We start from the raw sequence: 25,087 nt of genomic DNA, 5'->3' as shown, positions 1-25,087 counted from the left end.
TTATTTTTTTACACAAACAATTTGATCTTTAAACTTCAGATTTATTTCTTTATGGTTATTCCAGCCTGTTTGCTTTACGCCTTCAGAGTAGAACAACTTTAATTTTTTAAATTTTTCTTTATATCCATTAATATTTCCTAATAGTATATTATGATTTCCAACTCTTGGTATTAATTCTATTTCTTTATTTTCTTTTACATAAATCTGAATGATTTGAGATTTTAAAAAGGAGTCAGAATTAACATATTTTGCTAAAGTATGTATCATGGATAAATCAATGCTGTCTTTGATGTTGCCGTTAGCAACTAATAAGCGTTTGGTATAGTTTGATGAGAGTTCAAAAATCGTCCCTCCTTCATCCATATAAAACTCTTGTTTATTTGCTGACTTCACACGTACTATTGGGTCTTTTTGTTGTACATCAATTTTTAGTCGCCCATCAAGAGTTACATATACCTCAGCATTTTCAACATTTTTTTGCTGTTCTATTTTATTTTCAATTTCATAGAGTGGTAATTGTGTTACCGACTGTCCGACTAAACTATCAGATACTGACTCCATAAGTAATATCACTTCTCCTTGAGTAATTAGTGAGCCTTCAGCAGCGCCAAGATCAATGCGATAGTCAGTACATTTTTTATCTTCATGACGCATAGATGTAAAGCCTAATAAAACTACCAAGCCAGCAAAGAGAACGGTATGTGATATGATACTAATCCACTTCATCTTGATAACATTGTGTTAGTGGTTCAATAAACCTATCAATATCTCCTGCTCCCATAGTCAGTAATACTTCTCTTTTGGGATGGGTTAACTCTTGTACTAATAATTCTTTAGCAATAATGTTTTTTTCACTTTTAGAAATCTTTTCCAACAACATCTTTGAGTTAACGCCTTCTATTGGCAACTCTCGGGCAGGGTATATTTCCAATAGCAACACCTCATCGGCTAAGGATAATGATTCTCCGAATTCATCAGCGAAATCACGAGTTCTGCTGAATAAATGAGGCTGAAATACTGCTGTTATTTTCTTGTTAGGGAACAACTGCTTGGTTGCTTCCAATGTTGCTTTTACCTCTTCTGGATGATGGGCATAATCATCAATATACACGTACTTGCCATTGGCATGAAATTCATACCTTCTTTTCACTCCTCTAAATGAAGCAATAGCCGATTTAATGTCTGCTGAATTTGCTCCTAGATATGAAGCTACAACTGTTGCTGCAAGTGCATTCTCCACATTATGTTTTCCTGGCAATTTTAGCACGATATCTTTAAGCTGGTGTTCGTATACTTGGCCTGGTAAGATGTCAATAAACTGGGCATCAAAAATTTGATTTGTATTTTCTATTCTCAAATTCGACGCATAATTATCTGCCTTTACTGATGATGAGTAGCTAAGTTGTAAGGTATCATCGTTTGTCTTAAAGTCTATAGCAATGGATTTGTTGACTAACAGCATGCCCTCTGGCTTGAGGTTTCGAACAAATGCTTTGAATGTATTTTTTATTTCATTCTCATCTTTGTAAACATCTAAATGATCTGCATCTACAGAGGTTATCACAATTATATCGGGATTGAGTTTTAGGAATGATTTATCATACTCATCGGCTTCAACAACTACGATATTACCTTTTTTGGATAAGAGTAAATTAGAATTAAGATTAGTGCTTATACCTCCTAAAAAGGCTGTGCATTCTATATTGCAACTCTTAAGTATATGAGCTAAAATGCATGAGGTTGTAGTTTTACCATGAGTTCCTGAAACAGCTATGGTATAGGCCTCCTGAGTAATTAGACCTAATAGCTCCGCTCTCTTCAAGACATTCCACTTTTTGGATTCAAAATATTGAAGTTGATAGCTTTCCAAACTCACTGCTGGTGTATATACTACCAATAGTGAATGATGATTAGCAGTCTTAATGTGTTCTGGAATATGATTATCGTCAAAATGAATATCAATTCCTTCTTCTTGAAGTTGAGCTGTAAGTTCTGAAGGTGTTTTGTCATACCCACAAACCTCCAACCCTTTTGAATTGAAATAGCGTGCTAGTGCTGACATACCTATACCGCCAACACCAATAAAATAAAGTTTTTCAAATAATTTAATATTCATTTAGTCTATTAACTTTAATACTTCATCCACTATTAATTTCGAGGAATCAGCTATTGCTAGTTTTTTTATGTTTTTAGCTAATTTCTTTTGTTTTTCATTGTTATTAAGTAGTTCACTTAATGTTTTTCCTAATTCCTTTTTTGCTTCATTATCTTTTACCATTAATGCTGCACTTTTATCCACTAGAGCCATAGCATTTTTAGTCTGATGGTCTTCAGCAACATTTGGCGAAGGAACAAGTATTGCTGGCTTTCCTATAAGACATAACTCTGAAATCGTGCTTGCTCCAGCTCTTGAAATAATAACATCCGCTACACTATAAGCTAAGTCCATCTCGTAAATAAATGCACTGGCTTGAATATTCTTTTTGTCTTTTGTTAACTCTAAAGCTTGTTTTTCAAACGACACCCCTGTTTGCCATATCAATTGAATGTCCCCAGATTCTAAATCATCAATTAAAGCTGCCATAGATTCATTAATTGTTCTTGCTCCTAAACTCCCACCTATGACTAGCACAACAGGCTTTATTTCATCCAACTCAAAATGCTTTATCCCTTGTGCTTTTTTGGATGCACAACCAATCAAATCTTTTCTAATAGGATTACCCAATAGTAAAAGCTTATCCTCTGGAAAGAATCGCTGCATATTTTCATAAGCAACACAAATCTTTTGCACTGATTTTGATAGTAATTTATTAGTAATTCCTGGATAAGAATTTTGTTCTTGAATAAGAGCGGGTATGGATAACTTTGAAGCGACAAATAATAAAGGTCCACTGGCATAACCACCCGTCCCAACAACCACTTCCGGTTTAAATTTCCTAACAATGAAATAGGATTTCAACAAGCTAAATAGCAGCTTAAATGGGAAAGAAAGGTTTCTTGTATCTCGCCAATTTCTTTGAAAACCATTTATACTTAAGCCTTTTATTGGATATCCAGCTTTGGGGACTTTCTCCATTTCCATTCGACCTTTTGCTCCTACAAATAGAATATCAATGTCTTTTATTCTTGACTTCAATTCGTTTGCAATTGAAATTGCTGGAAAGATATGCCCTCCAGTACCGCCACCACTTATAATTACTTTAACTGACATTGGTACTGATTTTTGATACGTTAATTCCTTTGCTTGCACTTAGGATAATTCCAAGTGAAATACATGTAAATATTACTGATACTCCACCCATGCTTATCATAGGTAAGGTTTGCCCTGTTACTGGGAATAAATCTACCGCAACAGCCATATTTATAAAGGCTTGAAACACTAATGATATACTAAGTCCTACCCCTAGATATGCTGCTAATGGGTCAGGTGCTAAATTAAAAATACGTTTACCTCGAAGCAGTAAAATAATGTACGCAAAGACAACGGCTATACCTCCCAAAACACCCCATTCTTCGATAAGTATAGCATAAACATAATCGGAGTTTGGCAATGGCAACACATTTCTCTGCGTACTCTTTCCTGGTCCTCTTCCCTTTATACCACCATTTACTATGGCTATTTTCGCATGTGTTACTTGATAATTGGCGTCGCTGCTTACAGATTCATCTTGTGAAAAATTCTTTACTCTATTTACCCAAGTTTGAGCTCTTGGGAATGTTTTTTGTAGTGAAGGGATGGTAAGTGATAGGCTTATGACAATAGCTCCTAATCCAATAATTCCAACTAGCAATAGCGACAAAAACCTGAATGGCACACCGCCTAAGTATAATAGCATAAGGTTTGCAGCAAATATCATGGCAGCTGTAGAAAAGTTAGCTGGAAAAATGATAGCACAGACTAAAAGAAGGGGAGCAAATAATTTCCATGCTACACTTTTAAAATCGGTGATATTGTCTTGAATTTTAACTAACTGACGTGCCAAAAATACTGTGATAGCAATTTTTCCAATCTCAAATGTATTAATTGGCATATCTCCGATAGTAATCCAACGGCTTGCATCATTTAATGATGTACCAAAAGCTACTGTGTAAATTAGTATCGGGATGGCAATGATGAAGCCTAACTGACCAAGTCTGGAATAATATTTATGCGGAATTTTATGGATGAAATAAATAAATAATAGTCCTATTATGAGAAATCTACAGTGTTTAAAAAATAAATACCAAGTATTACCTCCATATGACGTATAGGCTAAACCACCTGTTGCACTATACACCACTACAATGGAAACGAATACCAAGAAGAATATCACCGCCCAAATTCTGGTGTCCCCTTCTAGATTGATATATTTTTTAAATAGACCCATTTATAGTGTTCTGACCATAGATTTAAATTCATACCCTCTGTGCTCATAGTTTTCAAACAAGTCAAAACTTGCACATGCTGGAGATAATAATACTGCATCTCCTTTCAATGCACTACCGTATGATAGGTTTACTGCTTCTTTCATATCCGAAGCGTAAAGCATTTCAACTCCAGTATTCTCAAAAGAGTTCTTTATAGAATCAATATTTTCGCCTAAGCAAATAATAGTTTTGACTTTTTCTTTTACAAGTGGTATAAGTGAGGAATAGTCGTTGCCCTTATCAATTCCGCCAACTATCCAAATGGTTTTTTTAGTCATGCTTTCTAAGGCATACCAAGTAGAGTTAACATTTGTTGCTTTGGAGTCATTGATAAACTCAATGCCGTGAACTTTTATCACTCTTTCAAGTCGATGTTCTACGTTTTTGAAGTCAATTAGACTTTCTCGAATTATATCTTTCTTTAATTCTAAAATCCTGGAAGCAATAGATGCCGCCATAGAATTGTAGATGTTGTGTTTGCCCTGAAGGGCTAGTTGTTGAATATTCATAATAAATGACTTATCATTAATGTTTAATTTTATTTCATCCCTATCTAAATAAGCACCTTGTTTTTGCGTCTTCTTTATAGAAAAAGGTAAGCACTGTGCTTGTGTTGTTAAATGTTCAGTTATGTTACTGTCGTCATCGCAGTAGATTAAATAGTCACTACTGTCCTGATTCATTGTAATTCTTAGTTTCGATTGAATGTAATTCTGAATATTATTTGCATACCTATCCATATGGTCTGCAGTGATGTTTAACAGAATTGCTATATGGGGTTTGAAGGAACGGATTCCATCGAGTTGAAAGCTACTGAGCTCCAGAACGTAATAGTCATAATTTTCAGTAGCAACTTGTAAGGCAAAACTCTCACCAATATTTCCTGCGACTCCTACATTAAGTCCTGCTTTTTTTAGCATATGACCTATTAATAGTGTTGTCGTAGTTTTCCCGTTACTACCTGTTATTCCAATAATTTTTGCATCCGTATATTGAACTGCAAACTCTATTTCTGAAATAACTGGTATTCCCGCTTGTTTCAAATCCATTATTAATGGAATAGTGTCTGGTATTCCTGGACTTTTTACAATAATATCAGCTTCAAAAAAACGTAAATCGGTATGTTTTTCCTCTTCCCATTCAATCTCATTATGTGTAAGAACATTTTTGTATTTCTCCTTTATCTTTCCATTATCAGATAGAAATACATTAAATCCTTTTTGTTGTGCTAAAACAGCTGTTCCACAACCGCTTTCTCCTCCGCCTAGCACAACTACTTTTTCCATTATCTTAGTTTAAGTGTGACAATAGTTAGTATCGCTAACATTACTCCCACAATCCAAAATCGTGTTACTATTTTGCTTTCATGTATACCTAGTTTTTGAAAATGGTGGTGTAAGGGAGCCATTTTAAATATGCGTCTTCCCTCACCATATTTCTTTTTGGTATACTTGAAATAGGATACCTGCATCATTACTGAAAGATTCTCTACTAAGAATATTCCACATAATACTGGTATTAATAATTCTTTTCTTATTGCTATGGCGAATACGGCTATTATTCCTCCTAATGCTAAACTTCCGGTATCGCCCATAAAGACTTGTGCTGGAAAAGAATTATACCAAAGAAAGCCTACGCAAGCACCAACAAAGGATGCCATATAAATCACTAGTTCACCCGAGTTTGGCAAGTACATAATGTTCAGATAATCTGCAAAAAATACATTACCAGAAACATAGGCTAGTATTCCTAAAGTTGTTCCAATAATTGCTGAAGTACCAGTTGCTAAGCCATCCAGTCCGTCAGTCATATTTGCACCATTACTTACTGCTGTAACAATAAAAATGACAATTAAAACAAAGACTATCCAGGCATATGAAGCGGCATCATCACCCATCCAGGAGACTAATCTTGAGTAATCAAATTCATTGTTTTTTACAAATGGAATTGTGGTTTTTATAGATTTTATTTCTTCTCCAAATACTTCTTCTTGATTAACTACTGCATCTCCTCTAATTTCCTCTTTAATAGTTATACCATCATTGAAGTAGATTGTGAACCCTATTATGATTCCTAGACCAACTTGTCCAATAATTTTGAATCGTCCTGCTAATCCTTCTTTGTCTTTTTTGAATACTTTGATGTAGTCATCTATAAAGCCAATAATACCTAACCATATTGTAGATATTATCATTAGAATGATGTAAATATTGGAAAGCTTTGCGAATAATATTGTAGGTAATAAAATCGCTGCAATGATGATGAGTCCACCCATAGTTGGCGTTCCCTTCTTTTGTTCTTCACCTTGCAAACCAAGTTCTCTAACTTCTTCACCAATCTGTTTATTTCTTATGAAATTTATAATACGCCCACCAAAGACCATAGACACCAATAAAGATGTAATTACTGCCATCGCTGCTCTAAAAGAAATATATTGAAATACTCCAGCTCCAGGAAGATGGTAAGTAGAGTCGAGATATTCAAATAGATAATATAGCATTAGTCTTGTAATAGGTTAAATGTGTATTTCAATTCTTCTTTATCGTCAAAGGGGAGTTTCTCACCCTTTATTTCTTGGTATTTTTCATGTCCTTTTCCAGCAATGAGAATAACATCACCTTGCTGAGCTAATGAACAAGCTGTTTTTATAGCTGCCTTCCTATCACTAATAGCAATAACTTTTTTGAGGTTTTTAGCATCTACGCCTGAAAGGATTTCTTCAATGATAGCATCGGGGTTTTCAGACCGAGGGTTGTCGCTAGTAACGATGACTTTTTCACTTAGTTCAGAAGCGATTTTTCCCATCTTAGAACGCTTGCTTTTATCTCTATCGCCACCGCAACCAAATACTGTAATTAACTGTTGATTTTGTTTAATTTCATTTATAGTATTAATCACATTAAACAGAGCGTCTGGTGTATGTGCATAATCTATAATACCTACTTTTCCATCCTCAGATCGGCTAATTTCAAATCGCCCTTCCGCACTATTTAATGCGCTAATTGTAGTGAGGGCTTGTGTCTCATCTTGACCTAATAATATGGCTGTCGAATAAATGGCTAAAAGATTATAGGCATTGAATTGCCCTATCAATCTCGTCCATACTTCTTTTCCATTGCAGTTTAGTAAGGTGCCATCAAAACGACTTTCTAAAATTTTGACCTTGAAATCCGCTGAAGATTTTTGAGCAAATGCGTATCCTTTGGCAGCACAATGATGTAACATATTTAAACCATGTCTGTCGTCTTTGTTAACCAGTGCAAAAGCAGATTCTGGAAGATTATCAAACAATGCTTTTTTTGCTAAAATATAATCGTCAAATGTTTGGTGGTAGTCCAAATGATCATGACTAATATTCATAAATACCGCCCCTTTTAAGGATAACCCAAATATTCTGTTTTGGTGAATAGCATGAGAACTTGCTTCCATGAAACAGTATTTACAGCCCTCATTGACCATTTTTGATAGTAAGAGGTTTATGCTGAGAGCATCTGGCGTAGTATGTGTAGATGGCAAAGTATTATGACCTATTTTATTTGTAATGGTGGATAATAATCCTGACTTCTCACCAATCGATTGATAATACTGATGTAACAAGGTTGCTACCGAAGTTTTTCCGTTTGTTCCAGTAATGGCAACAACATTTAATTTTTCTGAAGGATTATCATAAAAATTAGCGGCAAGAATACCCAAGGACTCTGAACTATTTTTTACTCTAATATAAGTTACGCCCTCGGGCTTACTAAGTGGAAGTTCTTCAGCCAAAATAGCCACAGCGCCGTTTTGTATAGCTTGTTCAATGTATTTATGCCCATCGACTTGAGTCCCCTTAACAGCAACAAATAAGCAATCTTTGACTATGTTTCTAGAATCAAAACATATCTGAGGAATGGCAATGTGAGTTGAACCAGCACACTCAAGTAATTCAATCTTATATAATATGTCTTGTAATAACTTCACGATAGTATTATATTAATTTGTTGTCCTTTTCGAATTTGTTGTCCTTTGTCAATTGATTGTGATTTTATACTCCCTCTACCACTGTAATTTACCTTCAAACCGTAATTCTCTAACAGAAATAGCACATCACTCAAACCCATACCTTTTATATTTGGCATGGTATTATTTTCAAGATCTTTATGAATGTTTCTCGTGCTAAACTCTACTGCATCTTTTTTAGCGTTTGTGAGCACCCACTCAGAAAGGGGGTTGTCATCTGATATTTCTACTGACAATTCATTTAGTACATTCGTTAAATCCGATTTATTGCCATCTTTAGAAACTGGTGATTGGGCGTAAAAAACGGTATCTGGCTTCTGTAAGGATAAGTCTGTGTTATACACATAATCAGAAATAACTCTGAAAACTGGTGCAGCAACATCTCCACCATAACTACCGTTTTGCATGGGGTCATTAATCATCACTATACAAGCGTATTTGGGGTAATCAGCAGGAAAGTAACCTACAAATGATGCTAAGTGTCTTTCATTGGTATATTTACCATCAATAATTAGCTGAGTAGTGCCTGTTTTACCAGCAATTTTGTACTGCTTTGAACGAATGTTGCTTGCGGTTCCATCTTCTACAACATTCTCTAACATTTTCTTTACTTTTTTAATGCTAGTCATCGAACAAATTGAAGGATTTAGAACTTCTGGCGAAAAGTTTTTCTCGACCATACCATTATTCATGATTGATTTGACGAAATAGGGTTTTATTTGCTGTCCGTCATTGGCAATTGAGGAATAAAAACTCAATATTTGAATTGGCGTAAGCTTGATACCATAACCAATGGACATCCATGGTAAGGTAGTTCCGGACCAGTTTTTAGTTTGCTTGGGGTGTCTAATATCTGGCTTTACTTCACCAGATAAAGAAATACCTAAAGCTTCATTTAGACCCATGCTGTAAATTCTGTCTACAAACTGTGAAGGATTTGATTTATAGTGTTTATTAATTAGCTTTGAAATTCCGACATTTGATGATTTAGTAAATGACCTTTCTAAAGAAATGGTACCATATCCTCCTTCACGCGAATCACGCATGACTCTATCGTAAAACTGATGACTACCTCCTGTTGTGTTAACGGAATCATTCTCATCAAGATAACCATCTTCAAGTGCTGCGATTACTGAAGCTAGTTTGAATGTTGAACCAGGCTCAACACTTTGGCCAATGGCATAATTGTAACGCTCAACATAACTTCCGTTGTCGTTTTTCTTTAGGTTTACAATAGCTTTAACTGCACCTGTTGAAACTTCCATTAATACGGTGGTTCCAAAGTCGGCATCATGAAAACGCAATCTATCTTCTAATGCTTTGTGAGCGACATCTTGAAAACGAATATCAATGGTAGTAATGACATCTTTTCCTGGAAAAGATTCTCTTTCTCGAACTGGCATCCACTCGTTACCTGCAAGTCGTTGCTCTAGTCGTTCGCCATCTCTACCCTTCAGATCAAAATTAAAAGCCCCTTCGATACCTACCGACTTAGAGTGTTGCTTGTGATAACCAATGGTTCTGCTTGCAATTTCTTGAAAAGGCTGTTGCCTATTATTTAACTGAATGTATCTGAAACCTCCCTTGTAGCGCCCTTCTTTGAATATTGGAAAACGCTTTAGAGATTTCAACTCGTTATAGTTAACGTTCCTTCTGATTAAAGCATAGCGTTTCTTTTGATTCCAGCTTTTTCTAAGTAAAGAAACGTAATCAGAAGATGTTTTATCCTTGAAAAGAATAGATAGCTGTTTGGCTAATTCATTTATGTTTTCTTCTAAAAGCTCTTTATCTACTTGTTTGGCATCCCATCTAATTTCATATTCAGGAATGGATGTTGCTAGTAATGATAAATCGTCTGAATAAATGTTCCCTCGAGCTGCTGCTACATTTACGGTTCGCGTAACGTTAAACTTGTCGGTATTCCATAAATGAGACTCAAAAAATTGCGTGTATAAAGGCTGTATTATTATGGCAAGTGCCATTAAAATCATAAAAAGATAAATAGCAACAGCTCGCCTTTTTATGTTTTTAGGATGATTCATTATTTAGCACGAATTATAAATGGTTGCTGATTGCTTTTTACTATCCCGTGGTCAGCCACTAGCGATTGTACTTCAGTCTGTTTGCTTTGGTACATTAGTAACGACTTGGTAGTGATGTATTCTGATCTCAAATCTTTTAGCTCTCGCTCAAGAGATGAAATGGTTCGAACGCTAGTTTCAGCTCTGTACGAATTGTTTATGTAAAACACTAGTAACAAACAGATGTATAATGAAAAAGGAAGCAGTTCAAAAAGTCCTTTTTCTAAAATTTTTCCGCTCAATACATCAGAAAAATTACTCTGAAATCCTTTTTTAGGTTCATATGTTTGCTTTAAATCTTTCATGCTAACTTTTCGCTTACTCTTAGTTTTGCACTTCTTGATCTTGGATTGCTTTCTAACTCTTCTTGCGAAGCTGTTATGGGTTTTTTGCTAATCGCTTTTAGAATTAGGTTTGGAACGCCATAAAAGTCTTTCTCAATATCACCCTTAAAATTGCCTGATTTAATTAGGTTTTTAACGAGTCTATCTTCCAAAGAGTGGTATGAAATCACGGATAGTCTCCCCCCCGTTTTTAATAAATCAACAGACTGTAAGAGCATCTCTTTCAGCGCTTTTAGCTCATCGTTAACTTCAATTCTAATGGCTTGAAATAGCTGAGCTAAAATCTTATTGCTCTTGTGTGGTGGGATGTGTTTTTTTACCGCATTTTTGAGGTCTTCGGTTGTAAGAATTTCATCTTCTTCTCTAGCTAATAGAATTGATTTTGAAATTGAGAACGCATTTTTCAATTCGCCATACTCTCTAAATATTCGGCATAAATCATCAAGTTCATATTCATTCACCACTTGCTTTGCGGACAACTCTTGAGTGGTATTCATTCGCATATCTAGCTCTCCTTCTTCTCGTATTGAGAAACCTCTGTCGGCCGTGTCAAATTGATATGATGAAACACCCAAATCTGCTAGTATACCGTCTACTTTCAATACCCCTTCTAGCCTCAAAAACTTCTGCATAAATCTGAAATTCTGATTGATAAGCACGAAACGGTTATCATCGATTGAATTTTTTTGTGCATCAGCATCTTGATCAAACGCAAACAATATTCCTTTATCTAGTTTTTCAAGTATAGATTTTGAATGTCCTCCGCCACCAAAAGTGACATCAACATAGGTGCCGTTAGGGTCAATACGAAGGCCAGCAATAGATTCTTTTAGTAATACTGCCTCGTGATACCCCATTAGTCCTCGTTTTGAATTGAACCCATTACTTCTTCTGCCAAGTCTGCGAAATCGGAAGTTGCATCTTTTAGAACTTGCTCATATTGGTCTTTATCCCAAATTTCAATCATGTTTAAGGAGCAAGAGAGAACAATATTTTTTGAAATTGAGGCGAAAGAAATTAAATCTTTTGGCACTTGTAGACGTGCATTAGAATCCACTTCTAACATTTTCACGCCAGCAGTGAATAACCTAATGAAATCGTTATTTTTCTTTACAAAACGATTCAATTTATTCACTTCTCCCATAAGAACATTCCACTCGCTCACTGGATGTATCTCAAGACAACTGCTAAATACAGAGCGCTTGAGCACAAACCCTTCTGCGATAACTGGAGCCAATTGCTTTTTCAATACTGAAGGGAGCATCAATCTACCCTTAGCATCAATCTTGCATTCGTATGTTCCTATTAGGTTTATCATTCGTTTATAGATACAAGTTGTAAATATATATAATTTCGCTCCACTTTTTACCACTTTTTACCACATTGTTGATAACATTTCACATATTTTTCCAAAAACCTCAATTGTGATATAAATTTCATCATGTGATTTGACAACTTATTTTATGTATTTTTGCCCCTGATATGATTGAAGACTTCGACATAATTAACGAGAACGGTTATGAGTACATAGAGGTTGGGGAAGGACCAACTATTATACTGCTTCATGGCTTGATGGGCGGGTTAGAAAATTTTGAGAGTATTATCCCTGGACTTGTGGACTCTGGCTATAAAGTTTTGGGGCCTATTTTACCTTTATTTGACAAGCCTTTAATTAAGACAAACATTAATAATTTCAAGCATTTTATTCATGATTTTCTTGAGTTTAAGAAAGCTGAAAAAGTCACCTTACTTGGTAATTCTTTAGGAGGTCATATTGCCTTGGCTTTTGCAAAAGATTTTGCTGAAATGGTCCATTCTCTGGTATTAACGGGCAGTTCAGGACTCTATGAAAATTCTATGGGAGATACTTTCCCAAGAAGAGGCGATTATAATTATATCAAAACAAAAACTGAAGAGGTGTTTTATGACCCAAAAATGGCAACTAAGAAATTAGTCGACAATGTATTCGAAATTGCTAATAACCGCAACTCAGTCATTCGACTTCTTGCCATGGCAAAATCTGCTATACGGCATAACATGAGCAAAGACATCCCTGAGCTAGATTTTCCAGTTTGTTTAATTTGGGGTAAGCAAGATGGCGTTACGCCTCCGCATGTAGCTGAAGAATTTCATAGGCTTTTTAGTCGCTCAGAATTATTTTGGATCGACAAGTGTGGGCATTCTCCAATGTGGGAGCACCCTAAACAGTTTCTAGAAATTCTTTCGAAATGGCTAGACGCGAACATTAAAAAGTAAACGATGCAAATCAAAAATGCTGAGTTTATAATCAGTAATACTGATATTAAAAAATGCCCCGCTCCTAATTTACCAGAATACGCTTTTATTGGCCGATCTAATGTGGGTAAATCCTCATTAATCAATATGCTTACTGAACGAAAAAGTTTGGCTAAAGTTTCTGGAAGGCCAGGAAAAACACAACTCATCAATCACTTCCTCATAAATAAAAATTGGTACTTAGTCGATTTGCCAGGTTATGGATACGCTGGAGTATCTAAAACCAAACGACTAGAATTTTCTCAATTCATCAAAAAGTACCTATTAAAAAGAGAAAACTTGATGTGCTTATGTGTTTTGCTCGACTCTCGATTAAAACCTCAAGAAATTGATATCGAATTTATGCAATGGCTAGGGGAAAATAACATTCCTTTTGTTATTTGCTTTACTAAACAAGATAAACTGTCTAAAACAGAAAGCGCAAAAAATTTAGCCCATTACAAAAAAGAAATGTTAAAAAGCTGGGAAGAATTACCTCAAATATTTTTAAGCTCGTCCGTTAACAAAAATGGAAAGGATGAAATACTTGCTTTCGTAGAAAAGACGAATGCCTTATTTGAGTAGCTTTTCAGCAAAGTGATGGCAAAAATCGCGCATATCAGCCGCCATTTTATCCTCCGAAGTTGCCCTCTCTAAGGTATCCGCCATTGACACTAAAGTTTGATGAAAAAAATGTTTCATTTCATCGGTTCTCATCTCTTTAGTCCAAAGATCAATTCGTAACGTTTCTTTTGATTTTGTATCCCAAAATGAAAGGAAAGCAGCTTTACAATCTGAAAGATTTTGCCCTCCATCAGAAGCCTCCCACTGCATTCGTTCTGGAACATTATTACTATCTAAATCTATATTGATTTTTATTTCTGATTGTTTTTTTGTCATCTTGGTTTATATTTTGATTCGTTTAAAATATACTGAGCATCGTTAATCTGAAAAAGCTCATTGATACTGATTTCAGGATGATTACTCATAAATTCTTTGACGATATTCCACCCAACCCATACGGCTACCTGTCCAGGCGATTCTATAGGCATACCTTTGGAATAAGGCGCTGACATAATGTATTTGCTAATTAAAAATTGGTCTGTACTGTATAATAATCCTTCTTCAATTAAAAATTTCCAAATTGAAAACTCGCTATTTTCACACCAGTCTAGTTGCTCTTTGGAATACCCCATAATAATATGACTTGGGGTGTTTTTCATGAACTGACTCAAAGCGTATTTTAACTTCCCATAATGAATCATTTGTGATAGAAAATCTGCATGAATAAGTGGAAATTCAGACTCTAACCAACCATCAACAGAAAGAGCTACCATATGACTTGGCTGAAAGCGGTAATGCATATAGGCCGGGAATTTTTGAATTATTTTCTGGTAGTATTCAGCATCATTTCCTAAAAACATTTCTAGCCCTATACCGAGTGTACTATCAGTAGCAATAGCGATATAATTAAATCCGCCAAAGAAGGTTACTATTTTAGGTACTACTTTAGTTGGAAACGACTGATTGTAATAATAAAAAGCCTCGGCAAACTCTTTTTCGTAAGTTGAAAAATCTGCAAATTGTTTACTTAATTGCTTGTAAGGTTTTTGAAAATCTTCTTCTTCTTGAAAATTAAGGAGCGAATCTTTAAAATTTTCCTCAGGTAATGGAATCACTTCCTGGGTATACAACTCCCAGAAGTATCCATAATCTTTTGCATATGTATTAAAAGAAGTGTTTTCTACATCAACAACATATAGGCTATCCAAACGTAAAACTTCTAAATCTGAATAGTAATGCCTAGAATTATCACACGAAAACTGAATAACTAGCAAGAAAAAACACAAACTTAATCCTAACTTTTTCATGTTGTAAAATTACGATTTATTAACTTTGCCAGACTATGCGAACAAAAGAATGTACAGAATACATTTGCAATTGGCTGTCAAGCTACCTTAACACGTCAAAATCTAAAGGTTTTGTAATTGGTGTTTCTGGAGGAATCGACTCCGCAGTCACATCAACTTTAGCGGCAAAAACTGGCGTCCCTGTTTTATGTTTGGAAATGCCTATTCATCAACAAAAAGAACAAGAAACTAGAGCTAATCAGCACATAAACTGGCTAAAATCAACGTATCCAAATGTTAGTTCAGCTTGTGTAGATTTAAGCGGTATTTATGACCAGTTTGTTGAAACCGTTAGCATTGATGAAAGCCTTGAAAATCATATGATTTCATTAGTCAATTCACGCGCTAGAATAAGAATGACTACTTTATATTATTACGCCCAATTACATTCGTATTTAGTTGTTGGTACAGGCAATAAAGTTGAGGATTTTGGCATCGGATTTTATACTAAATACGGAGACGGAGGCGTGGACATTAGTCCTATAGCAGACTTACTCAAAACTGAAGTATTCGCATTAGGCAAAGAACTTGGTGTTAATGATGATATTTTAACTGCAGCACCAACCGACGGACTTTGGGGCGACAATAGAAGTGATGAAGATCAAATTGGGGCAACTTATGCCGAATTAGAATGGGCTATGTCATTTGACGGCTTGTCTTCTGAACTGAACGAAAGACAACAAAACGTTCTGGACATCTACACTAGATTGAACGCTGCCAACACGCACAAAATGATTCCAATTCCTGTATGTAAAATTCCAAATGACTTAAAATAATAGTACATTCGTTGCTATAATTTAAGCCCACTTGATGAAAAAAAATAGTCTTCTTTTTCTGCTTTTATTTGCTACTGTTTTTCATTTTTCTAAGGCGCAAACTACCAGAGTAAAAGGTAAAGTTGTTAATGAAAACAACGAGCCTATGCCCTTTGTAAATATTAAATTCAAAAACTCAAATGTCGGAACCATCACCGATTTTGATGGCAAATATTCTCTTGAGACAAAATGGGCAACAGATAATTTGAGCGCTTCTTTCATAGGATATACAACCTCAACAAAAACTATAGAATACAACAAACCTCAGACCATAAACTTTAAACTGCAATCAACATCAATAAAATTGGCTGCAGTAAATATTGTTGAAAAGAAAAAACTGAAGTATAAAAACAAAGGAAATCCTGCTGTAGACCTAGCACGAATGGTCATTAAAAATAAAGACATAAATCAGAAACATAAACTCGATTATTACGAATACAGCAAGTATGAAAAAGAAGAGTTCGACTTAAATAATTTCTCCGAAAAAATAGCCGAAAAGAAAATTATGAAAAATTTTCAATTCGTCTTTGAAAATTATGTAGACACCTCTGAAGTTAATGGCAAACCTTTTATCCCATTTTTTATAAGAGAAACCCTATCAAAAGTATTCTTCAGAAAAAATCCAGAAACTAAAAAAGAAATTCTTCATGGCACTAAAATGAGTGGCAGTCTAAATAGAATGGACAACGACGGCATAGGTCACATTATGCAAAAGTTATATTCTGAAATTGACATTTATCAAAACCAAATCGAACTGTTTGGCAATCAATTCCCTAGTCCAATAAACGATGTTGGACCTGTTATTTATAAGTATTTTATCATCGACACTGTAAATGTAGAAGGTATTTCATGCATTAATTTAGGATTTTCTCCTCGCTCAAAAACCGATTTTGCTTTCAGCGGAAATATGTTTGTAGTAAATGACAGCTCATATGCCGTGAGAAAATTGGAAATGGGGATAAATAAAAACATTAACCTCAACTTTGTTAATGATTTGAAAATCGAACAAAATTTCAAGAAAGTTAATAATGAAATATGGATGCAAAGCAGTAATACAATTTTCATTGACTATAGCTTTGGCGAAAGACAAACTGGAATTGTAGGCAAAAAGAACACCTCCTTTAAAGACTTTGTGATAAATAAAGAAGCCGTTGATTCTATATATAGTTCAAGAGGTGATGTTATAAAATCAGACCAATATAAAAGCACTGACTTCTGGCAAGAAAATAGACACGAAGAGTTAAATGAAAATGAGGAAGGTATTTATACCATGATTGATAGCATACAAAATACTAAAACATTTAAAATTATTAATGAGACTTCATCAATACTAACTTCAGGCTGGATCAATTGCAATTGGTATGAACTAGGTACTGTTGCCACATTTGTTAGTTGGAACAAAATCGAAGGACTTAAATTAAGATTGGGTGGTAGAACTACAACTGTATTTAACCCAAAATATCAAATCAGTGGACACATTGCTATGGGCTTGGGAGATTTAAGAATAAAATATTTATCAGGCTTTAATTATTCTTTTAATGAGGATTTTTTAAGATTTCCGCAGAATAGAATTTACACTTCCATTTCGAGAGCCACGCAATTCCCTGGGCAATACTCTCAGAGTTTAGATAACGATAATTTTCTTCACTCTTTTAATAGTAACGCTTCTGATAAAATGATATTAAAACATAACTTTCATTTTGACTACTTAAAAGAATTTCAGTCTGGGTTTTCTTTTAATATTCTTTTCGATAACAATCGACTAATACCCTTAGGCGAATTAATTTTTATCGATGGGCTTGGGAAATACGATAAACATATAAATACTGATGAGGTAAGTCTAAAGCTTAGATACGCCCCTAAACAGCAGTTTTATCAGACAAAAAATCAAAGACGAATTCTAAAAAACAAACATACTATAGTGAGCATAAATCATACTCAAGGTTTTACAGGCTTTTTTAATGGGGAGTATAATTTTTCAAAAAGTAGTTTGGAACTAGGCAAACGGTCATACATTCCCCTTTTGGGATATTCAGATATTGAGGTTGAAGTTGGTAAATTTTGGGGCACAGCGCCTTTTCCTATTTTACAAATCCCTATTGCAAACCAGTCCCTAGGTTATCAGTTTAAGTCCTTCAACCTTATGAACTATCTAGAATTCATAAACGATGAATACATAACCATTCAATGGAATCATTTCTCTAAAGGAGCTATTTTCAATAAGTTACCTTTGATAAAAAAGTTAAAAGTACGAGAGGTTATCGGGCTGAAAGCCCTCGTTGGTAGCTTAAGCGACAAAAACAACCCTAATCTACATCCTGAATTACTACAATTTCCTGAAAATAGTAATGGAGAAAAAACAACACATTTAATGAATCGTACACCTTACATTGAAGTAAGTGCTGGAATTACAAACGTATTTAAATTTATACGAATTGATATTATAAAACGGATAAGTTATCTACATGATAAATACCAAATCAGTAGTGCATTCGGAGTAAGGGGTATGGGAATAAAATTTAGCGCAAAATTCGACTTTTAGTCTATTGACCAAGTATTCGAGCCTTTCAGCAATTCGTCTAAATTACCTTGTCCTTTTAGGTTTTTAGCTTCTTCTATTTGACCAACTAATGCTTCTTCATATAGCATTCTGTCTTCTGAGTAAAACACGCCAAATGGTCGTGGCATTTCATCGTCAAAAAACCGAGTCAGCAAACCAGCTTTTACGCGGTCTTTTTCATCGTGTATCCAAAGATCGTCAGCTGAAGTATCTTCCATTGATACAACTACTGGCTTAAACCCATCTAATTTTATTCCTTTTGATTTGTTTTCGCCAAAGAGTAAAGGCTGACCATCTTCCAAAAACAGAGTCTGATTCATTTTGGTTTCCTTATCGGTCATGCCAAAGAAAGCCCCATCGTTAAAGACGTTACAGTTTTGATAAATTTCCAATAATGATGAGCCTTTGTGATCGTTAGAACGCTTTAGCATTTCCCTCATGTGTTTTGGGTCTCTATCCATTGTTCGTGCAATGAAAGTCGCGTCTGCTCCCATACACAATGCCAAAGGATTAAACGGATGATCTATAGAACCCATTGGGGTAGATTTTGTCTTTTTCCCTTTTTCAGAGGTTGGTGAATATTGCCCTTTAGTTAGTCCATAAATTTGATTATTGAACAGCAATATATTTGTGTCAAAATTTCTACGAAGCAAATGTATAAGGTGATTTCCTCCAATCGATAAGGAATCGCCATCACCTGTAATTATCCAAACACTTAAATCGGGACGTGCGGCTTTCAATCCACTAGCAATAGCTGTAGCTCTACCGTGAATAGAGTGCATACCAAAAGTATTCATGTAATATGGGAATCTAGATGAACAGCCAATCCCAGAGATAAAAACTATATCTTCCTTGTCAACACCTATTTCTGGCATTACAGATTGAACCTGCTTAAGAATGGAATAGTCTCCACAACCTGGACACCAACGCACTTCTTGATCAGAAGAAAAATCTTTAGCAGTGTATCCTTTATTTTCCATCGTGCAATTCAATTATTCTGTTCTTTATTTCTCTTGCCTCAAAAGGCGTTCCTTTGATCTTGTTAAAAGGAATAGCGTCAATCAAATATTTATCTCTGATAATTTTTATCAATTGACCATCATTTATTTCAGGAATCAATACGCTATCAAAGCCGTTTAATAGTTGGCCAAGATTTTTAGGCAAAGGATTAATATACCTTAAATGAGCATGTGAAACTGAATAGCCTTCTACAAGTAATTCTTTGACAGCAGTTTTTACAGCACCATAAGTTGAGCCCCAAGCCAATACTAAAACCTTGCCTTTGTCAGCCCCAGAATCGATTCCTTGAAGGGGTATAAAGTCAGCTATTCGTTCTACTTTTTCAGCTCTAGTTTTCACCATAAATTCATGGTTATCAGAGTCGTATGATACGTTGCCTGTTTCGTTCTCTTTTTCCAATCCACCAAGACGGTGTTCAAGACCAGGCATACCAGGAATTGCCCACTCGCGCACGAGTTTTTCATCGCGCTTGTATGGCAAATAATCTTCAGTCTTAGTGGTCATTGGCACTTTAATTTCTTTCAAGTCTTTTGACTGAGGAAACATCCAAGGTTCAGCACCATTGGCTATGTATCCATCTGACAAAAAGAAAACTGGTGTCATGTGTTCAATAGCAATTCGGCACGCTTCTAAAGAAGCTTCAAAACAATCGGATGGTGTACTTGCAGATACTACTGGAATTGGGGCTTCTCCATTTCTTCCATACATGGCTTGCAATAAATCCGCTTGCTCGGTTTTTGTTGGCAATCCTGTTGAAGGCCCACCTCTTTGAACATTGACAATTACCAATGGCAATTCCAACATAAATGCTAATCCAATGGCTTCACCTTTTAAGGCAACACCAGGGCCTGAAGTTGCCGTAACGCCCAAAGACCCACCAAATGACGCTCCTATTGCAGCACTAACTGCAGCAATTTCATCTTCAGCTTGAAACGACTTCACACCAAAATTCTTGTGCTTAGCTAACTCATGTAAAATATCCGAAGCAGGGGTAATGGGGTAAGTCCCATAAAAGAGTTCTAAGCCGGACTGTTGAGAGGCGGCAATTAGTCCCATTGCTGTTGCTTGGTTACCCATAATATTTCGGTAAGTACCGGCACTCATTTTTGCAGGCTTCACTTCAAATCGACTCGACGAAATTTCACAAGTATCAGCAAAGTTATACCCCGCTTTTAGTACCTTTATATTAGCTTCTAACACCTCTGGCTTAGACTTGAACTTTTGGGTTAAAGAGTCAATGGTATGATTTAGAGTTCTGTTATACATCCAATAGACAAAACCAAGAACAAACATATTTTTGCAACGGTCTTTTTCCTTTATTCCAAGAGTGATATCAACTAAACATTCTCGCGTTAGTTTAGTAACATTCATTTCACTAACTCTGTAGTCAGAAAGCGAATTGTCTGAAAGGGGATTTTCACCATCATCATACCCAGCAAGTCTAAGGTTTCTTTTATCAAAACCGTCCGTGTTGACAATTATAGCACCTCCTTTTTTTAGTCGCTTGATATTGGCTTTTAAAGCCGCTACATTCATTACAACTAACACGTCGCATTCGTCTCCTGGGGTGAAAATTTCTGTACTTCCAAACGATAATTGGAAACCAGAAACACCGGCTAATGTGCCTTGAGGGGCTCTAATTTCAGCGGGAAAGTCAGGGAAGGTGCTTAGGTCATTCCCATACAGAGCTGCTGTATTGGTGAATTGTGAACCTGTTAACTGAATACCATCTCCAGAATCTCCAGCAAAAAATATGACTACTTTTTCGACCGTTTCTTGAGTCATTTTAACTGTCTATTTTATCAATATCAACTACTTCTTTTACTTCTGGCAATTCCTTTTTGATGGTTTGTTCAACGCCTGCTTTTAGCGTCATCATACTAACATGACAATCGCTACACGCGCCTAGAAGTTTAACTTTTACTACATAATCATCAGTAACTTCAATTAGTCTAATGTCTCCACCATCTGATTCGAGAAAAGGACGCACTTGTGCTAAAGCCTCTTCAATCTTATCAATTATTGCTGAATCTGTAATTATCCCCATCTTATTTTGTTGAACAACCGTTCATATTTGTTATTTCTACTTTTTTAGTAGGCTCTAAAGCATTTCTTTTATTCATTTCTACAACTGTTTTATCGGCCAAATCCATATACGCCATTGCGGCTGGAGTAGCACCTTGTAAAACTGCTGGACGACCTATGTCTGCCGCTTCTCTAATACTCTGGACAAGTGGTATTTCTGCTAGTAGCGGTAAATTCAATCGCTCGGATAAAGCCTTTGCGCCTTCTTTCCCAAATATATAATATTTATTATTTGGCAATTCTTCTGGTGAAAAGTAAGACATGTTTTCAACTAAGCCCAAAACAGGCACATTAATAGAGTCCATTTGAAACATTGCCACACCTTTACGAGCATCTGCTAAGGCTATATTCTGAGGCGTACTTACTACAATGGCGGCACCTACTGGTATCGACTGCACTAAAGACAAGTGAATATCTCCTGTTCCTGGTGGTAAATCGATTAACATAAAATCCAAATCGCCCCAATCAGTATCCCACAACATTTGATTCAAAGCTTTCGATGCCATGGCTCCTCTCCATACAACTGCTTGATCAGTATTTGCAAAAAAACCAATGGATAACAGCTTCACTCCATAGCTTTCAACAGGTAATATTTTTCGCTTGCCACCTACCTCTTTCCCTTGTGGTTTTGCGTTAACTACATCGAACATTATTGGCATTGAAGGTCCATAAATATCGGCGTCTACTAGGCCAACTTTGTATCCTTTATCGGCTAGTGCTACAGCTAAATTTGCAGAGACGGTAGACTTTCCTACTCCACCTTTTCCTGAAGCTATGGCAATTATATTTTTGACACCAGGGATTTCATTTCCTCGAATAATGTTAGCTTGTTTTTCAGGTGCTTTGATGATTAAATTCACCTTTACGTCTGCTTTTTCATAAACAAAATCATGAATGGCTTTTATGCAATCTACCTCAACCTTCTTTTTGTATTGAAGTGTTGGATTATTGATTTCTATATCGAGTAATACTTCCGTGCCAAAGATTTGAATGTTACGTACGGCTTTTGCTGAAACTAAATCTTTACCGCCATTGGGTAAAGTAAAACTAGCTAAGGCTTTTAATATCTGATCTTTTGTTATCTTCATTGTAGGTGCAAAGATACGCAATTGCCTTTTTAAATAAACTAATTCAAATCAATTCTTTACTAGGGTCCCAAAACACATTTTCTAAATCTTGAACTTGATTATCAATAACTCTCACTCCCTCATTTTCCAACAATTGTTGCATTAGGGTAACTCCATCAAAATGATACTTTCCGCTCAACATTCCTATTCGGTTAACCACACGATGTGCCGGAACTTCAAGCGTATCGGCTTTATTCAATGCCCAACCCACCATTCTCGAGGCATTTGCACTACTTATGTATTTTGCAATTGCACCATAAGTACTTACTTTTCCTTCAGGAATTTGAGCTGCAACCTCATATACTTTCTGAAAAAATGACTTCTCTGGCATGCTTAGTAAACGTGTTATTGAAGTCTAAACCTCAGATAAGTTATGGGCATATCTTTATCTAAAAATAAGTTCTCGTAGTGTGTTTTGATACTCATATCTGGACGTTGAAGTTGAGCGTTGTAGATATCGTGCTCGGCATCTTCTAAAACACGTTGATTACCTTCAATAATCCCCAAAGTGTAACCGTGTAAAAATTGAGAATCTGTTTTGAGGTGTATCAAACCGTCTTTTTTTAAAATTCTAGAGTACCGTTCTAAAAAAACCGGATGAGTGAGTCTATTTTTAGCTCTTTTCTTTTTTATCTGCGGGTCAGGAAAAGTTATCCAAATCTCGTCCACTTCATTATTCGCAAAACAGTATTCTATAAACTCTATGCGAGTTCGTAAAAACGCAACGTTGGATATATTTTCTTCATTAGCATCGGTGGCGCCTTTCCACATCCGTGCTCCTTTTACATCCACACCTAAAAAGTTTTTGTTAGGATATTTCTTTGCCAAGCCCACCGAATACTCTCCCTTGCCACAACCCAACTCCACAATGAGTGGATTGTCATTTTTAAAAACATCTTTCTTCCACTGTCCTTTGTTCTTAAAGCCAGTCTTTAATTCTTCAAAAGTAGGCTGAAATACATTTGAGTATTCTGCCATTTGTGAAAATTTACGGAGTTTATTCTTTGCCAACGCTAAAAATTTTATGCAATAATAGCTCAATTTTTAAGTACTTTCGAAGCGTGAATTCTAAAAAAAGAATACTGATAGCCCCTTTGGATTGGGGATTGGGACACGCAAGTCGGTGTATTCCCATTGCACGAGCTTTAGAAGTGGAAGGCTTTGAAGTTGTTTTTGCGGCTAGTGGTCGTCCGCTAGACTTACTTATGAGTGAGTTTCCGAATAGAGATTTCATAAAAGTAGAAAGCTATAACATCCTGTACCCAAAAAATGGAAACATGGCTTGGAGTATGATTCGCCAAAGCTTGAAAATTTGGAAAGGGATTCGCAAAGAGAAAAAAGCTTTAACCCAAATCATTGAGGATTATAATATTGATGGCGTAATTTCAGATAACCGCTTTGGTATGTACTCCAGAAAAGTGCCCTGCGTATTTATTACGCATCAGTTGAATATTCAATCCCCTATTTTTTCAAGTTTTATTCAAAACATCAACTTCAGATATATTGAGAATTTCGATGCTTGTTGGATTCCCGATTCCGAGGAACATTTACTAAGTGGAGATTTAACATGCTCCAATTTACCGCAAGTCAACTGCCATTTTGTGGGTAGTTTATCGCGTTTTGAGCCTATGGAAAAAACTGAAGATTTGGATATTCTAGCAGTGATTTCTGGCCCAGAACCTCAGCGAAGTATTTTTGAAAAAATTCTCAGAAAACAACTTCTTAGCTCTAAGAAAAAAGCAATTTTGGTATTGGGAAAAACTGAAGAGGATTTAGAGGAAAGTATTGACAATTTAAAAATAGTTAGTCATCTAAAATCAACTGAACTCAATCAAGCTATGGTTAATGCCAATCTTGTTATTAGCCGCTCTGGTTATTCTACAGTAATGGATATTGCCAAACTGCATAAAAAAGCCATTTTTGTGCCAACTCCAGGGCAAACAGAACAGCTTTATTTAGCCAAATACTTTTACGATAAAAATATTGCTTTTGCTATGCATCAAAAAGAATTTAATTTAAAAAATGCTCTAAATAGAAGTTCAGAATTTAATGGATTTGTATATACAAATTTTAACCCTGATTGGAAAAATATTTTTGATATCTTTAAATAATATTTCTAAATTAGCAGAATGAAACATTTTTACAAATATTTAAGTCTGCTTGTTATTGTACTATTGGTTGCCTCATGTAATTCTTTTACATACCTGCCTACTGATGAATATGAAAAATTTACGGTTAAAGCTAACGAAGTTTTTTATAACAACAATGCTGTTGCTAAAATGGGTCCAATGGAATACGAATACTCTGCTGGAAATTTTATTTTAGAGGTTAGTTTAATACAATATTCTGCAGTGTATGATGAAATGACTAAAAAAATTGCACAGTTTATGTCACAAAGACATCCTAAAGCAAAAATTGAAATAAAAGTTCCTAGAGACGATCAAATGGATAAATAATTTTAAACT

The 25,087-nt window shown here is 35.5% G+C and carries 25 protein-coding genes; 6 read left to right on the top strand and 19 right to left on the bottom strand.

The window, feature by feature from the left end:
- Genes ISP73_02495 through mraZ form a run of 11 tightly spaced genes read right to left on the bottom strand, consistent with a single transcriptional unit; the run spans position 1 to position 12,149 of the window.
- Positions 1 to 726 carry a hypothetical protein gene (locus ISP73_02495; protein MBL6657455.1) on the bottom strand — a complete coding sequence of 242 codons (726 nt, stop codon included), beginning with the start codon at positions 724 to 726 and terminating at the stop codon, positions 1 to 3.
- Complete coding sequence (locus tag ISP73_02490; GenBank protein MBL6657454.1) at positions 713 to 2,116, bottom strand: UDP-N-acetylmuramate--L-alanine ligase; 1,404 nt, start codon at positions 2,114 to 2,116, stop codon at positions 713 to 715. Before ISP73_02490 ends, ISP73_02495 begins: the two co-directional genes overlap by 14 nt.
- Positions 2,117 to 3,211, bottom strand: a complete 1,095-nt coding sequence (murG, locus tag ISP73_02485; GenBank protein ID MBL6657453.1) for an undecaprenyldiphospho-muramoylpentapeptide beta-N-acetylglucosaminyltransferase — start codon at positions 3,209 to 3,211, stop codon at positions 2,117 to 2,119.
- Positions 3,201 to 4,367: an FtsW/RodA/SpoVE family cell cycle protein gene (locus tag ISP73_02480; protein MBL6657452.1), complete on the bottom strand. Its 1,167-nt coding sequence runs from the start codon at positions 4,365 to 4,367 to the stop codon at positions 3,201 to 3,203. The genes murG and ISP73_02480 overlap by 11 nt, the downstream gene beginning before the upstream one ends.
- A complete protein-coding gene (gene murD / locus ISP73_02475; GenBank protein ID MBL6657451.1) occupies positions 4,368 to 5,693 on the bottom strand; it encodes a UDP-N-acetylmuramoyl-L-alanine--D-glutamate ligase in 1,326 nt (441 codons plus the stop codon).
- Positions 5,693 to 6,907, bottom strand: a complete 1,215-nt coding sequence (locus ISP73_02470; protein ID MBL6657450.1) for a phospho-N-acetylmuramoyl-pentapeptide-transferase — start codon at positions 6,905 to 6,907, stop codon at positions 5,693 to 5,695. The genes murD and ISP73_02470 overlap by 1 nt, the downstream gene beginning before the upstream one ends.
- On the bottom strand, positions 6,907 to 8,367 hold the full coding sequence (locus tag ISP73_02465; GenBank protein MBL6657449.1) for a UDP-N-acetylmuramoyl-L-alanyl-D-glutamate--2,6-diaminopimelate ligase: 1,461 nt from the start codon (positions 8,365 to 8,367) through the stop codon (positions 6,907 to 6,909). The genes ISP73_02470 and ISP73_02465 overlap by 1 nt, the downstream gene beginning before the upstream one ends.
- The gene (locus tag ISP73_02460) at positions 8,364 to 10,448 is read right to left on the bottom strand and encodes a transpeptidase family protein (protein MBL6657448.1); all 2,085 of its coding nucleotides are present in this window, start codon (positions 10,446 to 10,448) and stop codon (positions 8,364 to 8,366) included. Before ISP73_02460 ends, ISP73_02465 begins: the two co-directional genes overlap by 4 nt.
- On the bottom strand, positions 10,448 to 10,792 hold the full coding sequence (locus ISP73_02455) for a hypothetical protein (protein ID MBL6657447.1): 345 nt from the start codon (positions 10,790 to 10,792) through the stop codon (positions 10,448 to 10,450). The genes ISP73_02460 and ISP73_02455 overlap by 1 nt, the downstream gene beginning before the upstream one ends.
- On the bottom strand, positions 10,789 to 11,688 hold the full coding sequence (gene rsmH / locus ISP73_02450) for a 16S rRNA (cytosine(1402)-N(4))-methyltransferase RsmH (GenBank protein MBL6657446.1): 900 nt from the start codon (positions 11,686 to 11,688) through the stop codon (positions 10,789 to 10,791). The genes ISP73_02455 and rsmH overlap by 4 nt, the downstream gene beginning before the upstream one ends.
- Positions 11,688 to 12,149 carry a division/cell wall cluster transcriptional repressor MraZ gene (gene mraZ, locus ISP73_02445; protein ID MBL6657445.1) on the bottom strand — a complete coding sequence of 154 codons (462 nt, stop codon included), beginning with the start codon at positions 12,147 to 12,149 and terminating at the stop codon, positions 11,688 to 11,690. The genes rsmH and mraZ overlap by 1 nt, the downstream gene beginning before the upstream one ends.
- 164 nt (positions 12,150 to 12,313) lie before the next feature.
- Between mraZ and ISP73_02440 the strand changes: the two genes are divergently transcribed.
- Complete coding sequence (locus tag ISP73_02440; protein ID MBL6657444.1) at positions 12,314 to 13,087, top strand: alpha/beta hydrolase; 774 nt, start codon at positions 12,314 to 12,316, stop codon at positions 13,085 to 13,087.
- Between the two features lie 3 nt (positions 13,088 to 13,090).
- Positions 13,091 to 13,690: a YihA family ribosome biogenesis GTP-binding protein gene (locus ISP73_02435; protein MBL6657443.1), complete on the top strand. Its 600-nt coding sequence runs from the start codon at positions 13,091 to 13,093 to the stop codon at positions 13,688 to 13,690.
- Here ISP73_02435 and gldC read toward each other — a convergent pair.
- Together gldC and ISP73_02425 are read right to left on the bottom strand one after the other, a co-directional pair.
- Complete coding sequence (gene gldC, locus ISP73_02430) at positions 13,679 to 14,005, bottom strand: gliding motility protein GldC (protein MBL6657442.1); 327 nt, start codon at positions 14,003 to 14,005, stop codon at positions 13,679 to 13,681. The two genes, ISP73_02435 and gldC, sit on opposite strands and share 12 nt — an antisense overlap.
- Positions 14,002 to 14,976 carry a hypothetical protein gene (locus tag ISP73_02425; GenBank protein ID MBL6657441.1) on the bottom strand — a complete coding sequence of 325 codons (975 nt, stop codon included), beginning with the start codon at positions 14,974 to 14,976 and terminating at the stop codon, positions 14,002 to 14,004. Before ISP73_02425 ends, gldC begins: the two co-directional genes overlap by 4 nt.
- 35 nt (positions 14,977 to 15,011) lie before the next feature.
- Between ISP73_02425 and nadE the strand changes: the two genes are divergently transcribed.
- Positions 15,012 to 15,791 (top strand): NAD(+) synthase, encoded by a 780-nt coding sequence (gene nadE, locus ISP73_02420; GenBank protein ID MBL6657440.1) that lies wholly within the window; start codon positions 15,012 to 15,014, stop codon positions 15,789 to 15,791.
- A 34-nt stretch (positions 15,792 to 15,825) separates the two neighbouring features.
- Positions 15,826 to 18,372 carry a carboxypeptidase-like regulatory domain-containing protein gene (locus tag ISP73_02415; protein ID MBL6657439.1) on the top strand — a complete coding sequence of 849 codons (2,547 nt, stop codon included), beginning with the start codon at positions 15,826 to 15,828 and terminating at the stop codon, positions 18,370 to 18,372.
- Here the strand turns inward: ISP73_02415 and ISP73_02410 are convergent.
- The 6 genes from ISP73_02410 to trmB are packed head-to-tail and all read right to left on the bottom strand — an operon-like array spanning position 18,369 to position 23,633.
- The gene (locus ISP73_02410; GenBank protein ID MBL6657438.1) at positions 18,369 to 19,370 is read right to left on the bottom strand and encodes a 2-oxoacid:ferredoxin oxidoreductase subunit beta; all 1,002 of its coding nucleotides are present in this window, start codon (positions 19,368 to 19,370) and stop codon (positions 18,369 to 18,371) included. The genes ISP73_02415 and ISP73_02410 overlap by 4 nt on opposite strands.
- Positions 19,360 to 21,195 carry a 2-oxoacid:acceptor oxidoreductase subunit alpha gene (locus ISP73_02405; protein ID MBL6657437.1) on the bottom strand — a complete coding sequence of 612 codons (1,836 nt, stop codon included), beginning with the start codon at positions 21,193 to 21,195 and terminating at the stop codon, positions 19,360 to 19,362. Before ISP73_02405 ends, ISP73_02410 begins: the two co-directional genes overlap by 11 nt.
- Position 21,196: 1 nt before the next feature.
- A complete protein-coding gene (locus ISP73_02400) occupies positions 21,197 to 21,457 on the bottom strand; it encodes a NifU family protein (GenBank protein ID MBL6657436.1) in 261 nt (86 codons plus the stop codon).
- 1 nt (position 21,458) lies between these two features.
- Entirely contained in the window at positions 21,459 to 22,583 is a 1,125-nt protein-coding gene (locus ISP73_02395) for an Mrp/NBP35 family ATP-binding protein (protein ID MBL6657435.1), read from the bottom strand.
- A 43-nt stretch (positions 22,584 to 22,626) separates the two neighbouring features.
- A complete protein-coding gene (locus tag ISP73_02390) occupies positions 22,627 to 22,953 on the bottom strand; it encodes an MGMT family protein (protein ID MBL6657434.1) in 327 nt (108 codons plus the stop codon).
- 14 nt (positions 22,954 to 22,967) lie between these two features.
- Complete coding sequence (trmB, locus tag ISP73_02385; protein ID MBL6657433.1) at positions 22,968 to 23,633, bottom strand: tRNA (guanosine(46)-N7)-methyltransferase TrmB; 666 nt, start codon at positions 23,631 to 23,633, stop codon at positions 22,968 to 22,970.
- Positions 23,634 to 23,683: 50 nt separating this feature from the next.
- Between trmB and ISP73_02380 the strand changes: the two genes are divergently transcribed.
- Together ISP73_02380 and ISP73_02375 are read left to right on the top strand one after the other, a co-directional pair.
- Positions 23,684 to 24,733 carry a glycosyltransferase gene (locus ISP73_02380; GenBank protein ID MBL6657432.1) on the top strand — a complete coding sequence of 350 codons (1,050 nt, stop codon included), beginning with the start codon at positions 23,684 to 23,686 and terminating at the stop codon, positions 24,731 to 24,733.
- Positions 24,734 to 24,751: 18 nt separating this feature from the next.
- Positions 24,752 to 25,078 (top strand): hypothetical protein, encoded by a 327-nt coding sequence (locus tag ISP73_02375; GenBank protein ID MBL6657431.1) that lies wholly within the window; start codon positions 24,752 to 24,754, stop codon positions 25,076 to 25,078.
- Positions 25,079 to 25,087: the final 9 nt, after the last annotated feature.

Source organism: Flavobacteriales bacterium (assembly GCA_016779935.1).
In the GTDB taxonomy this organism is placed as follows: domain Bacteria; phylum Bacteroidota; class Bacteroidia; order Flavobacteriales; family UBA7312.
The sequence above is the reverse complement of the archived record's forward strand: the minus strand, read 5'-3'. Positions and strand labels throughout refer to the sequence as shown.